We start from the raw sequence: 14,770 nt of genomic DNA on the forward strand, positions 1-14,770 counted from the left end.
AGCGCGGCCGAGCGCGGCCGAGCGCGGCCACGGTGACCTGGAACACTCCTGCTCAGAGGCCTCGCGTATGGTGACTAAGGGCGCGTTGGATGTACGAGAAGGAGTGTTGCAGGTGGGAGCCTACGCCGATGCCTACAGACGGAGCCTGACCGATCCGGAAGGGTTCTGGCTGGACGCCGCGCGTCTCATCGACTGGAACGTGTCCCCGACCCGCGCGCTGGACGACTCGGCCGCGCCTTTCTACCGCTGGTTCCCCGACGGGGAGCTGAACACCTCCTACAACGCCCTCGACCGGCACGTCGAACGCGGTCACGGCGACCGGGACGCGCTGATCTGGGACTCGGCGATGGTGCCGGCCAAGCGCCGCTACACCTACCGCGAGCTGCGCGACGAGGTCGCGAAGGCCGCGGGCGCGCTCGCCGGGCTCGGCGTCGGCAAGGGCGACCGCGTCATCGTCTACATGCCGATGGTGCCCGAGGCCGTCATCACCATGCTGGCCTGCTCGCGGATCGGCGCCGTGCACTCGGTGGTGTTCGGCGGGTTCGCGGCCAAGGAACTGGCGGTGCGCATCGACGACGCCCGCCCCAAGGTGATCGTCGCCGCCTCGTGCGGCCTCGAGCCGAACCGCGTCGTGTCCTACAAGCCGATCCTCGACCAGGCGCTGGGCATGAGCTCGCACCGCCCGGACCACGTCCTGGTGCTGCAGCGCGACGCCCAGCGCGCCGACCTCGGCCCCGGCGACCTCGACTGGCAGGACGTCGTCCCGAACGCGGCCCCCGTCGACCCGGTGCCGGTCGCCTCCACCGACCCGCTCTACATCCTCTACACATCCGGGACGACCGGGAAGCCCAAGGGCGTGCTGCGCACCGCGGGCGACCACGCCGTCGCGCTGGCCTGGTCGATGGGCGCGGTCTACGACATCGGCGAGGGCGACGTCTGGTGGACGAGCTCCGACGTCGGCTGGGTCGTCGGCCACAGCTACATCGTGTACGGGCCGCTGCTCGTCGGCGCGACGACCGTCGTCTACGAGGGCAAGCCCATCGGCACCCCGGACGCGGGCGCGTTCTGGCGGGTGGTCTCCGAGTACGGGGTGAAGAAGCTGTTCTCCGCCCCCACGGCCCTGCGGGTGATCAAGAAGGTCGATCCGAAGGCGGCGGAGCTCTCCAAGTACGACATAGGCTCGCTGACCGGGCTGTTCATGGCGGGTGAGCGCCTGGACCCGGAGACCTACCAGTGGGCCACCGACGTGCTCGGCGTGCCCGTGGTCGACCACTGGTGGCAGACCGAGACGGGCTGGGCCATCGCCGCCAACCCGCGCGGGCTGGAGCCGATGCCGATCAAGCCGGGGTCGGCCACGGTCCCGATGCCCGGCTGGGACGTGCGGATCGTGGACGCCGCCGGAGACCCGCTGCCCGCAGGGCGGGAGGGCGAGATCGTCATCAAGCTGCCGCTGCCTCCGGGCGCGCTGGCCACCCTGTGGGGCGACGACGACCGGTTCGTCGACTCCTACCTCAGCCGCCACGAGGGCTACTACACCACCGGCGACTCCGGTTACCTCGACGAGGACGGCTACCTCGTCGTCATGGGCCGCGTCGACGATGTGATCAACGTGGCGGGCCACCGCCTGTCGACCGGCGCGATCGAGGCGGCCCTGGCCTCCCACCCCGCCGTCGCCGAATGCGCCGTGATCGGCGTCCCCGACACGGTCAAGGGCCAGATCCCCTACGGCCTGGTGGTCCTCAAGGCCGGCGAGGACAGGGACGAGGACGAGCTGCGCACCGAGCTGATCGCCGCGGTCCGCCGCGACGTCGGCCCCGTCGCCGCCTTCCGTGACGTCTCCGTGGTCCCCGCCCTGCCCAAGACCAGGTCCGGCAAGATCCTCCGCAAGACCATGCGGGGCCTGGCCGAGGGCCGTGAGGAGTCGGTCCCCCCGACCATCGAGGACCCCGCCGTCCTGGAGGCGCTGAAGCCCCTCCTGCGCCTGCGCGACTGAGCCGGGCGGCAGGAGGGGCGCGCCGTCAGACGCCGAACGGGGCGGGGTAGGCGATGGTGCCGCTCGGGACCGGGAGGGTCTCGTCGAACACCAGCGCCATCATCGCCTCGTCGGGGACGTCGAAGGACGGACGGATGCCGCGATCGGAGGCCGGGGTGAAGCCGAACCGCGGGTAGTACTCGGGATGGCCCAGCACGAGGACGAGGTTCTCGCCCAGGTTCCGGGCGGCTTCGAGCCCGGCGCGGATCGCGGCGGCTCCCGCCCCCTGCCGCTGGCGGGACGGCAGGACCGCGCAGGGGCCCAGTGCCAGGGCCGGGGCGTCGCCGACACGGCAGCGGGTGAGCAGGGCGTATCCGGCGAGGACGCCGTCGGGGCCCTCGGCCACGATGGACAGGCCGGGGATCCAGGCCGGGTCGGCGCGCAGCGCGTCGACCAGGTCGGCCTCATGCGGGGTGGGGAAGGCGCCGAGCACGATCTCGCGGACGGCGGTCCGGTCCCGTTCGGTCTCGGGCCGGGCGGTCCAGGAGGGAGAGGCGGAGGACAGAGAGGACAACTGTGAGGATCCTTGCTGTGAGGGGCCGGCTGAACAGGTCAGCCGGGGGCCCGGAATATGTGGACGGATCGGATGCTGCGGACGGCAGCCGACGTCGCGGTCATCAGCATTACCTCCTTCAGAAGTCGTGACGAGGCGTGTCCGCCTCGCGAATCGCGCCAGCCTAATGCGACGGTTCAAGGCCGTCGAAGGATTAAAAAGCCGAGGCCCGCGCCGTGGGGCGCGGGCCTTTTGTTGCGGCGGCTCCGGTCAGCAGGTGTTGCGCGGGGCGCGGCCGGCGCGCAGATCCTCGACGAACGAGAAGGAGTCCTCGAAGGAGGCGTTCAGGACACCGCGGTGGTCGGCACCCTCGTAGACGTCGTAGGCGACCTCGCCGAGCTCGCACAGGTCGTCGACCAGCAGGTCGGTGGTCGGCTTGCCGACCAGCACGTCCGCGGTGCCCTGCGGGACCTGGGTGGGGACCCGCAGGTCGAGGCCGACCGGCTCCTGGGAGCGCAGGTAGGAGGTCAGGCCGGTGAGGTCGGCGCCGGGCCGGAAGACCTGGTCCAGCGGGAAGGTCAGGGCGATCTCGCGGTGCTTGGCGGTGCACTCGGTGCGGCCGGCCTTCAGCAGCGTGTCGGACGCCGCCTCGGTCAGCAGCTCCTCGGGCACGATCGAGGGATCGGCGGCCTCGGCGCCGGTGATGAGGGTCGGCAGGAACGCCAGCGCGTACTGGGCGCCGGGCAGCCGCGACTGGATGTAGTCGACGGTCTGGCTGAGGCCGTAGCCGCCGGGAGCCAGCGCGACGGCGCCCTTCAGGTTCAGCTGACCCGTCCGCGGCTGGGCGGCGGCGGAGAAAAGGGCGGCCTGGCCGCCCTGGCTGTGGCCGATCGCGAACCAGTCCCGCCCGATTCGGTGGTCCAGCGCGCGGGCGGCGTGCACCATGTCCACGACGGTGTTCGCGGCGCTCTCCCCGTTCATGTACGGGTGGCCGCCCTCGGTGCCCAGGCCCTCGTAGTCGGTCTGGACGACGGCGTAGCCGCGTGCCACCCACCTGTCCAGGTAGGCGGCGGTGATGGAGACGTAGTCGTGGACCGGCCCGCCGGGGGTGTCGGCGGAGGGGGCGCACACGTCGGCGGTGCCGGTCGTGCCGTGCGCCCAGCTGATCACCGGCCAGCCTCCGCGCGGGGCCCGGCCCTCGGGGACGGACACGGTGCCCGACACCTTGATCTTCTTGCCGCCCACTCCCTGGGAGGTGTAGGTGACCAGCCGGTTGGCGGCGGCGCTGGGCAGCGCCGCCGAGGTGGTGAGCGGACGGTCGGACAGGATCCGGCCGCGCTGGCCCGGCGGGACGTCCTTCGGCCCGGCGGACGCGGGGACGGAGACGGCGGCCGTCACCCCGGTGAACACGGCCGCCGTCGCGGCGATCACGGACGTGCGCTTGCCTGCGGATCTCAAGACTGCTCTTCCTTCATGTGGTGGACGGCGCGGTAGGCGAAGACCATCGCGGTGCCGATCGGGATGCCCGGCCCGGGGTAGTAGGGGCCGGTGAAGGAGGCGCTGCTGTTGCCCGCGGCGTACAGGCCGGGGATGGGCGCGCCCTCGGTGTCCAGGACGCGTCCGTCGGTGTCGGTGCGCAGTCCGCCCTTGGTGCCCAGGTCGCTGAGGACGATCTTCGCCGCGTAGTAGGGCGGCCGGTCGACGGGGACGAGGGAGGGGTTGGGGCCCTTGCCGACGGAGAAGAACCGGTCGTAGGGGTCCTCCCCGCGGTGGAAGTCCTCGTCCACGCCCTTCTCGGCGAAGGCGTTGAAGCGCTCGACGGAGGCGACGAGGGCGTCGGCGGGCAGGCCCAGCTTCTCCGCCAGCTCGGGGAGGGTGTCGGCCTGCACCCAGGTGCCGGCGGCCAGGTGCTCCTCGGGCACGGCGGGGGGGATGGAGATGGCGGGCAGGCCGCCCGACCGCGAGTCGAAGATCAGATGGGCGGGCACCCGGCCGGGGGCCTCGGCCATCTTGCGGCCCATCTGGTCATACGGCAGGGACTCGTTGGCGAACCTGGCGCCGGAGGCGTCGACGATCAGGCCGCCGCGGAAGCCCAGGGTGAAGGCGGCGCCGCCGCCGGGGCAGGCCAGGCCCGGGCACCACCAGCCCTGGTCCATCGAGCCCAGAGCCGCGCCGACCTCGGTCGCGGCGGTGATCGCCGCGCCGGTGTTGGAGCCGGCCGGGGCCATGGTCCACTCGGCGGAGCCGGGCAGACCGTGCTCCTCGCGCAGCGCCGGGTCCCGCTCGAAGCCGCCGGCGGCCAGCAGCACACCGCGTTCGGCGCGGATCCGCACGGTCCCGTCCGCGGTCTCGGCCTCCACTCCCACGACCCGGCCGTCCTCGACGACCAGCCGGGTCACCGCGGCGCCGGTGCGGACGGTGCCGTTGCCGGTGGCGGTGAAGGCCAGCAGCAGCCGTGCGATCAGCGCCCGGCCCTGGACCAGCGGCGCGTCGGGGTCGTGGCCCAGCCCGGCCCGGTCCCGGTCGACCGGCGGACGCACCAGGGCCGCCGACTCGCCGATCCGCTCGTGGGGCAGGACGCGCGGGATGAAGGAGCGGCCCATGTCCAGCCGACCGGGGGCGTTGAAGTAGTCGGGGAACGGCTGCCACTTGAACTCGATGGCCGGGTCGCTCTCCAGGAACTCGACGACCTCGGGGGCGGTGGCCAGGAAGGCCTCGCGGTGCTCGGCGTTCTCCTCGCCCAGCAGGGCCTTCAGGTAGGCGCGCGCCGACTCGGTGGAGTCGCCGGCCCCGTCCCGCTCCTGCACCCGGCTCCCGGGCAGCCAGATGGCGGCTCCCGAATAGGCGGACGTGCCTCCGAGCAGAGGCGTCTTCTCCAGGACGGCGGTCCGCAGCCCGCTCGCCGCCGCCGTCAGCGCTCCGGCCATGGCCCCGGCGCCAGATCCGGCCACGATCACGTCGAAGTGGTCGTCCCAAGAATCCCCGGCAGTCCCCATTAAGATGTCCTTTCACGTTGCGGCCCGTCCAAGGCAAGCGCACCGTACGAGGCGGCGAACCTCCCATCCCACTCACCGGTACGCGTCGAGCGGTTGCGGCGTGTCCAGGCCTATGTATTGTCTGGTCATCACCGCAGGCGAAAATGGGAGAGACCGTGCCGAGGATCGCGTCCGCCCGGCCGCCGGCCGAGCCCAGCTCGCCCGAGCAGCACGACAGGCGTGAGCGCATTCTCCGTGCCGCCGTGCGCATCGGCGCCGAGAAGTCGCTGGAGCGCGTCCAGATGCACGAGGTGGCCAAGGCCGCCGGAGTGGCCATCGGCACCCTCTACCGCTACTTCCCCTCCAAACTCCATCTGTTCACCGCGGTCATGGCCGCGCAGGTGGACCGCTTCAAGGAGGGCATCACCCCGCCCGAGCCGGGCATCGAGCCCGAGGACGAGGTGAGCCTCCTGCTGGTGGAGGCCAGCCGGCAGCTGCTGCGCCGTCCGGTGCTGGCGACGTCCATGCTCCAGTCGTCGAACACGGCGAACGTGGCGACCGTCGGCGACGCGATGAAGATCGACGCCACCTTCCGGTCGATCGTGCTGGAGGCCCTGGGCATCGAGACGCCGACCGTCCAGGACGTCACGCTGATCCGGCTGCTGATGCAGTGCTGGTACGGCGTGCTGCAGTCCAGCCTGAACGGGCGCAGCTCCATGGCGGATGTCGAGAACGACATCCGGCTGGCCAGCAGGCTGCTGCTGGCCTCCCGCTCCAACGCCCCCAAGGGGGAGTGACCCGGGCGTTCCCGATGAACGGGACCTCCGGAAAGATGCCGGTCACAGGCCGGTACGGTCCCGGCATGAATCGTTTTGACGGTGTGAAAGTGCTGCTCACCGGTGCGGCGTCGGGGATCGGCAGGGCCACGGCCGTCCGGCTCGTCGCCGAGGGCGCGGAGATCTTCGCCGTCGACCTGTCCGAGGAGGGGCTGGCCGGCACCGCCGAGGCGGCGACCGGACCCGGAAAGATCACCACCAGGGTCGTCGACGTCACCGACGAGCCCGCGGTGATCGCCGCCGTGGAAGCGGCGGTGGGGGCGCTCGGAGGCATCGACGTCCTGGTCAACGTGGCGGGCGTGCACCGGACCACCCCGATCGACCGGCTGACGGTCGAGGACCTGACCTTCCTGTTCTCGGTCAACGTCGTGGGGACCGCGCTGTTCTGCCGGGAGGCGCAGCGGCACCTGCCCGACGGCTCCGGCGTGATCGTCAACGTGGCCTCGCTGTCGGCCACCCAGGGCAACCCCTACATGAGCGCCTACTCGGCGTCCAAGGGCGCGGTGCTGTCCTTCTCGCTGAGCCTGGCCGCCGAGCTGAGTTCCCGTCTCATCCGGGTGGTGCCGATCTCTCCCGGCAGCACCGACACCCCGCTGATCCGGCGGCCCGACATGCTGCCCCCGGGCCTGGACTACAGCTACTTCGACAAGGTCCGCGCGCCGTTCGGCGCGGCGACGCCCGAGCAGATCGCCGCGGTGATCGCGTTCGCGGCCTCGTCCGACGCGAGTTACGTGACCGGCCTCGACCTGCGGGTCGACGGCGGTTCCCACACCTGAGAAAGAGGAGTCGAACATGGGACGCACCATCGCGGTGAGCGGATCGGCGTCGGGCATCGGCCGGGCGGTGGCCGCGCTGCTGCGCGAGCGGGGCGACGAGGTGATCGGGGTCGACCTGCGCGACGCCGACGTCCTCGCGGACCTGAGCACTCCCGAGGGCCGCGCCCGTGCGGTGGAGGGAGTGCTGGAACGTTCCGGCGGGACGCTGGACGGCGTCGTGGCCTGTGCCGGGGTCGCCGGGGCCACCACCCTCACGGTGAAGGTCAACTTCTTCGGCCTGGTCGCGATGCTGGAGGGGCTGCGTCCGGCGCTGGCGCGGGCCGGGAAGCCGCGGGTGGCCGTGGTCGGCTCGATCTCCGGCACCCAGCCGCTGGACGAGGCGGTCCTGCGGGCCTGCCTGGACGGCGATGAGGAGGCCGCGCTGGCGGCGGCCGACGCGGCGATGGAGAAGGGTGCGGGCCTGCGGCTCTACCCGTCGTCGAAGTCGGCGCTGGCCCAGTGGATGCGCCGGGTGGCGGTCGGCCCCCAGTGGGCGGGCGAGGGCATCGCCCTCAACGCGATCGCGCCGGGCGTCGTGCGCACCGCGATGACCGAGGCGCTGTTCGCGGACGAGGCGATGGTCAAGGTCATGGACGAGGCGGTCCCGATGCCGTTGAACGGGTACGCCGACCCCGAGGTGATCGCCGCGGCGCTGTGCTGGCTGGTCTCCCCGGAGAACTCCCACATGGCGGGGCAGATCATCTACGTGGACGGCGGAGCCGAGGCGACCCTGCGGGGCCCCGAGGTGTTCTGACGCCGCACGGACGCGAGGGCCGTCCCTTCCTGGGAGGAAGGGACGGCCCTCGGGCTTCGCGCGGCTCGTTCAGCCGCCGAACTTGGTGGTCCCGGTGTCGTCGAGCGAGGCCACGCTGTAGGCGGCGTAGGTCTGGTAGGGGTCGCGGCCCTCGAAGTGCGGGGTGATCTGGGAGCTGATCTCCTCGACGGAGAAGATGCCGTCGGCGGCGGTGAACTTCTTCTCCACGGTCGGGGCGGCCATCAGGGCGACCATGTCGCCGTAGACGACGAAGACCTGGCCGCTGATGCCCTCGGAGGCGGGGGAGGCCAGGTAGCCGACGAAGGTGCCGACCCGCTCGGGGGCCATGACGTCCAGGCCGCCGGGGGCGGTGCCCTCGGCGAAGGAGTCGGCGGTCATCGCGGTGCGGGCGCGCGGGCAGATGGCGTTGGCCTTCACGCCGTAGCGGGCCAGGCCCTGGGCGGTGGACAGGGTGAGCGCGACGATGCCGGCCTTGGCCGCGGAGTAGTTGGGCTGCCCGGCGCTGCCGAACAGGAACGCCTCGGAGGAGGTGTTGATGACCCGGCCGTAGACGGGGCCTCCGGCGGCCTTGCTGGCGCTGCGCCAGTACACGGCGGCGGCGCGGGAGACGGACGCGTGGCCCTTGAGGTGGACGCGGATGACGTCGTCCCAGTCGGACTCGGTCAGGTTGAAGATCATCTTGTCGCGCAGCACGCCCGCGTTGTTGACCACGATGTCCAGCGAGCCGAACGAGTCGACGGCCGCCGACACCAGTGTCTCGCCCAGCGACCAGTCGCCGACGTCGCCGGTGACCGCGATGGCCTGCCCGCCGCCGGCCTTGATCTCGGCGACGACCTCCTCGGCCGCCGGCCCCATGTCGTTGACGACGATGTTCGCGCCCTGGGCGGCCAGGGCCAGGGCCTCGGCGCGGCCCAGTCCGGCGCCCGCGCCGGTGACGAGGGCGGTGCGGCCCGCCAGGGAGAGGTCTTCGTTCATCGGTTGCTCCCGCTCTACAGGTCGAAGGACTCGAGGAGACTAGTACGAATTCTAGTTTTTTCGCCGTGGGCGGTCTCGCTGAGCGGGCAGCCGACCGCTTTACGGGAATCACCACTGAGTGGGACTTCGCTCCCCCTGAAACGAGAATCAATTCTAGATTTCGCGCATGACGACGCTGAATCTGGCGAGCCTCTTCGAGGCGGTGGCCGCGGCGGTGCCTCAGCGCGAAGCCGTGGTCTGCGGCGAACGCAGGCTGACCTTCGCCGAGCTGGACGAGCGGGCCGGCGCTCTGGCGCACGGGCTGCACGCGGCCGGGATCAGGCCGGGCGAGCACGTGGGGCTCCACATGCTCAACGGAGTGGAGTACGTGGAGGCGTTGCTGGCCTGCCTGAAGATCAGGGCGGTGCCGATCAACATCAACTACCGGTACACCGACCGGGAGCTCCAGTACCTCTACACCAACGCGGACCTGGTGGGGCTCATCCTCGACGAGGAGTTCCTCCCCTCCGCCGCGCGGGTGGCGGCCGACTGCCCCGGGCTTCGTCACGCCGTAGTGGTCCGCTCGGGCGGAGGGCCCGAGGAGCCGCCGGCCTGGCCGTCCCAGGTGAGCGTCACCGAGTACGAGCAGCTCATCGAGGGACGGCCGACGACGCCGCCCCTGGCCGACGAGCGCACCTCCGACGACCTCTACATCCTGTACACGGGCGGCACCACGGGCATGCCCAAGGGCGTGATGTGGCGGCACGAGGACTTCTACATGGCGGCCCTCAAGGGCGGGAACCACTACGGGGACCCGTACCTGACCGTCGAGGCGCTGGTGGAGGCGGTGAAGAACGGCGCCGGGATGATCTACCTGATCTCCGCGCCGCTGATGCACGGAGCCGCGTCCTACACGCTGTTCTCCGCGCTCTTCTCCGGTTCCAAGGTGGTCCTGACGCGCCGCTTCGACGCGCTGGAGACGCTGCGGCTCATCGACCGGGAGAAGGTCAACATCATCGCCATCGTCGGCGACGCCATCGCCAGGCCGCTGGCCGACGCGCTGCGCGAGCACCGCTCGGAACTCGACCTCGGCTCGTTGTTCGTGCTGGGCTCGGGCGGGGCGATCCTCTCGCGCAGCATCCAGGCGGAGTTCCGGGAGTTGCTGGGGGAGAACCTCTTCATCAACAACAGCTTCGGCGCCTCGGAGTCGGGCGTCGACGGGGCCATCCAGGTCGGCGAGGACGGCCTGATGAGGCTGTCGCCCAGCCCGCAGGTCACCGTCATCGACACCGGCTTCAAGCCCGTCCAGCCCGGCTCGGACGAGCTCGGCACCGTCGCCCGCGGCGGGCACGTCCCGCTGGGCTACTACAACGACCCGGAGAAGACCGCCCGCACCTTCCCCGTCATCGACGGCACCCGCTGGGCGATCCTCGGCGACATGGCCCGGGTGGAGGCCGACGGCACCATCGTCGTGCTCGGCCGCGGCTCGGGCTGCATCAACACCGGCGGTGAGAAGGTCTTCCCCGAAGAGGTCGAGCAGGCCCTCAAGGCCCACCCCGCCGTGCTGGACGTGCTGGTGGCGGGCGTCCCCGACGAACGGTTCGGGGAGCGGGTCGCCGCCGTCGTGGAACTGCGTCCCGAGGCACCGGTACCCGGCGTCGAGGAGCTGCGCACCCACTGCCGCGAGCACCTGGCCGGCTACAAGGTCCCGGCCCTGATCACGTTCACCCCGTCCGTCATGCGTTCACCCAGCGGCAAGGCCGACTACCGCTGGGCCAAGCAGGTCCTGACCAGCGAAGCCTAGAGAAGAGGAACCACCATGTCTGAAGCCGTCATCGTCGACGCCGTCCGCACCCCGGTCGGCAAGCGCAACGGAGTGCTGGCGGGCCTGCACCCGGCCGAGCTGCTCGGCCTGACCCAGAAGGGTCTGCTGGAGAAGGCCGGCGTCGACCCGCGCCAGATCGGCCAGGTCGCCGGCGGCTGCGTCACCCAGGCGGGCGAGCAGGCCAACAACATCACCCGCAACGCGTGGCTGACCGCCGGCCTGCCCTACCAGACCGCCTGCACCAGCATCGACTGCGCGTGCGGCTCCGGCCAGCAGGCCGTGCACGTGATCGCCGGCCTGATCGCCTCCGGCGCCATCGACGCCGGCATCGGCTGCGGCGTGGAGGCCATGAGCCGGGTCTTCCTGGGCGCGGCCGTCACCCCCGAGGGCGGCAGCCCGTTCCCGGCGAGCTTCACGATCGACATGCCCGACCAGTTCCTCGCCGCCGAGCGCATCGCCCAGAAGAAGGGCATCACCCGCGAGATGGCGGACGCGCTCGGTCTGGCCTCCCAGCAGAAGGCGGCCCGCGCCTGGGCCGAGGACCGCTTCGCCGGGCAGATCCTGCCGGTCGAGGCCCCGGTGATCGGCCCGGAGGGGCCGACCGGCGAGACCGCCGTCGTCACCCGTGACCAGGGTCTGCGCGAGACCACCATGGAGGGCCTGGCCAAGCTCAAGCCGGTCTACCCCGACGGCATCCACACCGCGGGCAACTCCTCGCAGATCAGCGACGGCGCCGCGGCGGTGCTGCTGATGAGCGCCGAGAAGGCCGCCGAGCTGGGCCTGCGTCCCCGAGCCCGGATCGTGGCCTCCGGCATGGTCGGCTCCGACCCGTACTACCACCTGGACGGCCCGATCGAGGCGACCAGCCACGTGCTGGGCAAGGCCGGGATGAAGCTGTCGGACATCGACCTCGTCGAGATCAACGAGGCTTTCGCGTCCGTCGTCCTGTCCTGGGCGCAGGCCCACGACGCCGACATGGACAAGGTCAACGTCAACGGCGGCGCGATCGCGCTGGGCCACGCCGTCGGCTCCACCGGCTCCCGCCTGATCACCCAGGCCCTCTACGAGCTGGAGCGGACCGACAAGTCCACCGCGCTGATCACCATGTGCGCGGGCGGCGCGCACGCCACGGGCACCATCATCGAACGGATCTGAGAACCACCATGACCATCGGACTGACCGAGGAACACCGGGACCTGCGCGACGCCGTGCGGACCTTCACCTCCCGCGAGGTGACCCCGCAGGTCCTGCGCGCGGCCGTGGAGGCCGAACGCGACGAGGTCCCCCCGTTCTGGAAGGACCTGGCCGAGCAGGGTCTGCTCGGCCTGCACCTGCCCGAGAGCGCGGGCGGCGCCGGCTACGGGCTGGTCGAGCTGGCCGTCGTGCTGGAGGAGCTGGGCCGCGCCCTCACCCCCGGCCCGTTCCTGCCCACGACGCTGGCGGGCGCGGTGCTGCACCGCGCCGGGCACGGGGCGCACCTGGAGTCGCTGGCCGAGGGCGGCGCCATCGGCGCGGTCGCGCTGCGTCCCGGAGGTCTGACGCTGACCCGCCGTGACGGCGGGATCACCCTGGACGGGGAGTCCGAGCCGGTGCTCGGAGGCCAGGTCGCCGACCTGTTCGTGCTCCCCGCCCGCGACGGCGAGGAGACCGTCTGGGTCGTGCTGCCGCGCGACGCCGTCGAGCCCTCGGACCTGCCCAGCCACGACCCGACCCGGCGCCTGGCCGCCGTCAGGGCCGAGGGCGTGGCCGTCGCCGAGGACGCCGTCCTCACCGGCCTGGACACCCGGGACGTGCTGGACCTGGCCGCCGTGCTGTTCTCCGCCGAGGCCTCGGGCCTGGCGGACTGGGCGACGGCCACCTCCGCCGAGTACGCCAAGGTCCGCGAGCAGTTCGGCCGCCCCATCGGCCAGTTCCAGGGCGTCAAGCACCGCTGCGCCCGGATGCTGGCCAGGGCCGAGCAGGCCCGCGCCTGCGCCTGGGACGCCGCCCGCGCCCAGGCCGACGGCAGCGCCGCCGAGGCCTCGCTGGCCGCGGCCGTCGCCGGCGCCACCAGCGTGGAGAACGCCTTCTCCGCCGCCAAGGACTGCATCCAGACCCTCGGCGGCATCGGCTTCACCTGGGAGCACGACGCGGGCTTCTACCTGCGCCGCGCCCAGTCCCTGCGCCTCCTGCTGGGCTCCACCGCCCAGTGGCGCCGCCGAGTGGCCCGGCTCACCCTGGACGGAGTCCGTCGCGAGCTGAGCGTCGAGCTGCCCGAGGAGGCCGAGCAGGTCCGCGTCGAGATCCGCGCTGAGCTGGAGCCAGCCAAGGCTCTGGAGGGCCAGGAGCGGCTGACCTACCTGGCCGAGCGCGGCTACACCTCCCCGCACCTGCCCAAGCCCTGGGGCAAGGGCGCGGACGCCGTCACCCAGCTGGTGATCGCCGAGGAGATGCGCGCGGCCGGCCTGCGCGCCACCGACATGATCATCGGCAACTGGGTGGTGCCGACCCTCATCACGCACGGCTCGCCCGAGCACCACGAGCGCTTCCTGCCCGCCTCGCTGCGCGGCGAGCTGCGCTGGTGCCAGCTGTTCAGCGAGCCCGGCGCCGGCTCGGACCTGGCGGCGCTGTCCACCCGGGCCGAGAAGGTCGAGGGCGGCTGGAAGATCAACGGCCAGAAGGTCTGGACGTCCATGGCCCTCGAGGCCGACTGGGGCATCCTGCTGGCCCGCACCGACCCGGAGGCCCCCAAGCACAAGGGCCTGTCGTACTTCCTGCTGGACATGAAGTCCCCCGGGATCGACATCCGGCCGCTGCGCGAGCTGACCGGCGAGGCGCTGTTCAACGAGGTCTTCCTCGACGACGTGTTCATCCCCGACGACCTGCTGGTCGCCGGCCCCGGCGACGGCTGGAAGCTGGCCCGCACCACCCTGTCCAACGAGCGGGTCTCGTTGTCGCACGACTCCTCGCTGGGCAGCGGCGGCGAGGCCCTGCTGGGCCTGGTCGCCGCCGAGGGCGGGCGGATCGACGACGAGCGCCTCACCGTGCTCGGCCAGATCCTGTGCGACGCCCAGTCCAGCAGCCTGTTCGGCCTGCGCACCACGCTGCGCTCCCTGTCGGGGGCGCAGCCGGGAGCGGAGGCCAGCATCAGTAAGCTGATCGGAGTGGAGCACATCCAGCAGGTGTGGGAGACCGCCATGGACTGGGCGGGCCCCGCGGCTCTGGCCACCACCGGGCGGAGCCTCTCGAGCGGGAGCCCCGACGCCACCTGGATGTTCCTGAACTCGCGCTGCATGTCGATCGCCGGCGGCACCACCGACGTGCAGCTCAACGTGATCGGTGAGCGGCTGCTGGGCCTGCCCCGCGACCCCGAGCCGGTCGGGAAGGCCTGAAGGAGATGACGATCGAACTCTCCCGTCCGTACCGGGGGACCGGCGTGGACGCGGCCGCGGCCGCGGCCCGCCGGGTGATCGACGGCCTGGTCCGTGCCGGGGACATCTCCGGCGCGGACCTGGCCGGCATCACCGACCGCCTGAACACCATCGCCGACGAGTTGGACGCCACCGCTCCCGACCTGCGGGAGCGGCTGGTGGACATGTGGCGGGGCGACGACGTCACCAGGCACGACGCGGTCGCCGGATCGGAGAACCCGATCGCCCCGCCGCTGGAGTACACGGCGCTGCCGGACGGCTCCATCGAGGCCGTGACCGTCCTCGGGCTGCCCTACCAGGGCCCGCCCGAATGCGTCCACGGGGGGGTGTCGGCCCTCATCCTGGACCACACCCTGGGCGTCGCCAACGGCTGGGCGGGGGTGTCGGGCATGACGGCGGAGCTGGTCCTGCGCTACCACCACCTCACCCCGCTGTTCGAGCCGTTGACGATCAGGGCGAGGCAGGTGTCGGTGGAGGGAAGCAAGATCCGCACGGTGGGTTCGATCTCGGCCGGAGGCCGGGAGTGCGTCACCGCGGAGGGCCTGTTCATCGCCAAGTTCAAGCCCAGGCCGCGCTAGCGGGAACGCTCCAAACCCGCCGTCCCTCCGGGGGCGGCGGGTTTTCGCGTCGGCCGCCCGTACGCCGTGACCCGGAC

General features: G+C 72.0%; 12 protein-coding genes. 8 read left to right on the top strand and 4 right to left on the bottom strand.

The window, feature by feature from the left end; genetic code table 11:
- Positions 1–112 precede the first annotated feature (112 nt).
- The gene (locus ABGB12_RS15405; protein WP_347678325.1) at positions 113–1,993 is read left to right on the top strand and encodes a propionyl-CoA synthetase; all 1,881 of its coding nucleotides are present in this window, start codon (positions 113–115) and stop codon (positions 1,991–1,993) included.
- 25 nt (positions 1,994–2,018) lie between these two features.
- Here ABGB12_RS15405 and ABGB12_RS15410 read toward each other — a convergent pair whose 3' ends face one another.
- The 3 genes from ABGB12_RS15410 to ABGB12_RS15420 form a co-directional block, all read right to left on the bottom strand.
- Complete coding sequence (locus ABGB12_RS15410) at positions 2,019–2,537, bottom strand: N-acetyltransferase (RefSeq protein WP_347679181.1); 519 nt, start codon at positions 2,535–2,537, stop codon at positions 2,019–2,021.
- Positions 2,538–2,795: 258 nt separating this feature from the next.
- The gene (locus ABGB12_RS15415; RefSeq protein WP_347678327.1) at positions 2,796–3,983 is read right to left on the bottom strand and encodes an alpha/beta hydrolase; all 1,188 of its coding nucleotides are present in this window, start codon (positions 3,981–3,983) and stop codon (positions 2,796–2,798) included.
- Positions 3,980–5,521: an FAD-dependent oxidoreductase gene (locus ABGB12_RS15420; RefSeq protein ID WP_347678329.1), complete on the bottom strand. Its 1,542-nt coding sequence runs from the start codon at positions 5,519–5,521 to the stop codon at positions 3,980–3,982. Before ABGB12_RS15420 ends, ABGB12_RS15415 begins: the two co-directional genes overlap by 4 nt.
- A 155-nt stretch (positions 5,522–5,676) precedes the next feature.
- Between ABGB12_RS15420 and ABGB12_RS15425 the strand changes: the two genes are divergently transcribed.
- The 3 genes from ABGB12_RS15425 (at position 5,677) to ABGB12_RS15435 (ending at position 7,905) form a co-directional block, all read left to right on the top strand.
- Positions 5,677–6,297, top strand: coding sequence for a TetR family transcriptional regulator (locus ABGB12_RS15425; protein ID WP_347678331.1), 621 nt, complete (start codon positions 5,677–5,679; stop codon positions 6,295–6,297).
- A gap of 65 nt (positions 6,298–6,362) precedes the next feature.
- On the top strand, positions 6,363–7,112 hold the full coding sequence (locus ABGB12_RS15430) for an SDR family oxidoreductase (protein ID WP_347678333.1): 750 nt from the start codon (positions 6,363–6,365) through the stop codon (positions 7,110–7,112).
- 16 nt (positions 7,113–7,128) lie between these two features.
- Positions 7,129–7,905, top strand: a complete 777-nt coding sequence (locus tag ABGB12_RS15435) for an SDR family oxidoreductase (RefSeq protein WP_347678335.1) — start codon at positions 7,129–7,131, stop codon at positions 7,903–7,905.
- A 69-nt stretch (positions 7,906–7,974) separates the two neighbouring features.
- Here the strand turns inward: ABGB12_RS15435 and ABGB12_RS15440 are convergent, their stop codons facing one another.
- Positions 7,975–8,901 (bottom strand): 3-oxoacyl-ACP reductase, encoded by a 927-nt coding sequence (locus ABGB12_RS15440; protein ID WP_347678337.1) that lies wholly within the window; start codon positions 8,899–8,901, stop codon positions 7,975–7,977.
- Positions 8,902–9,067: 166 nt separating this feature from the next.
- Between ABGB12_RS15440 and ABGB12_RS15445 the strand changes: the two genes are divergently transcribed.
- The 4 genes from ABGB12_RS15445 to ABGB12_RS15460 are packed head-to-tail and all read left to right on the top strand — an operon-like array spanning position 9,068 to position 14,693.
- Positions 9,068–10,684, top strand: a complete 1,617-nt coding sequence (locus tag ABGB12_RS15445) for an acyl-CoA synthetase (protein ID WP_347678339.1) — start codon at positions 9,068–9,070, stop codon at positions 10,682–10,684.
- Between the two features lie 15 nt (positions 10,685–10,699).
- Positions 10,700–11,860, top strand: coding sequence for a steroid 3-ketoacyl-CoA thiolase (locus tag ABGB12_RS15450; RefSeq protein ID WP_347678341.1), 1,161 nt, complete (start codon positions 10,700–10,702; stop codon positions 11,858–11,860).
- A gap of 8 nt (positions 11,861–11,868) precedes the next feature.
- Positions 11,869–14,076 (top strand): acyl-CoA dehydrogenase, encoded by a 2,208-nt coding sequence (locus ABGB12_RS15455; RefSeq protein ID WP_347678343.1) that lies wholly within the window; start codon positions 11,869–11,871, stop codon positions 14,074–14,076.
- Positions 14,077–14,081: 5 nt separating this feature from the next.
- Positions 14,082–14,693, top strand: a complete 612-nt coding sequence (locus ABGB12_RS15460; RefSeq protein WP_347678345.1) for a PaaI family thioesterase — start codon at positions 14,082–14,084, stop codon at positions 14,691–14,693.
- Positions 14,694–14,770 lie beyond the last annotated feature (77 nt).

Origin of the sequence: Actinocorallia sp. B10E7, from assembly GCF_039871655.1 — a bacterium.
Taxonomy (GTDB): Bacteria; Actinomycetota; Actinomycetes; order Streptosporangiales; family Streptosporangiaceae; genus Actinocorallia.

Excerpts from the sequence above, each read along its gene's own strand:
- ABGB12_RS15420 (WP_347678329.1), bottom strand. The coding sequence starts at position 5,521 with ATGGGGACTGCCGGGGATTCTTGGGACGACCACTTCGACGTGATCGTG.
- ABGB12_RS15430 (WP_347678333.1), top strand. The coding sequence starts at position 6,363 with ATGAATCGTTTTGACGGTGTGAAAGTGCTGCTCACCGGTGCGGCGTCG.
- ABGB12_RS15435 (WP_347678335.1), top strand. The coding sequence starts at position 7,129 with ATGGGACGCACCATCGCGGTGAGCGGATCGGCGTCGGGCATCGGCCGG.
- ABGB12_RS15440 (WP_347678337.1), bottom strand. The coding sequence starts at position 8,901 with ATGAACGAAGACCTCTCCCTGGCGGGCCGCACCGCCCTCGTCACCGGC.
- ABGB12_RS15445 (WP_347678339.1), top strand. The coding sequence starts at position 9,068 with ATGACGACGCTGAATCTGGCGAGCCTCTTCGAGGCGGTGGCCGCGGCG.
- ABGB12_RS15450 (WP_347678341.1), top strand. The coding sequence starts at position 10,700 with ATGTCTGAAGCCGTCATCGTCGACGCCGTCCGCACCCCGGTCGGCAAG.
- ABGB12_RS15455 (WP_347678343.1), top strand. The coding sequence starts at position 11,869 with ATGACCATCGGACTGACCGAGGAACACCGGGACCTGCGCGACGCCGTG.
- ABGB12_RS15460 (WP_347678345.1), top strand. The coding sequence starts at position 14,082 with ATGACGATCGAACTCTCCCGTCCGTACCGGGGGACCGGCGTGGACGCG.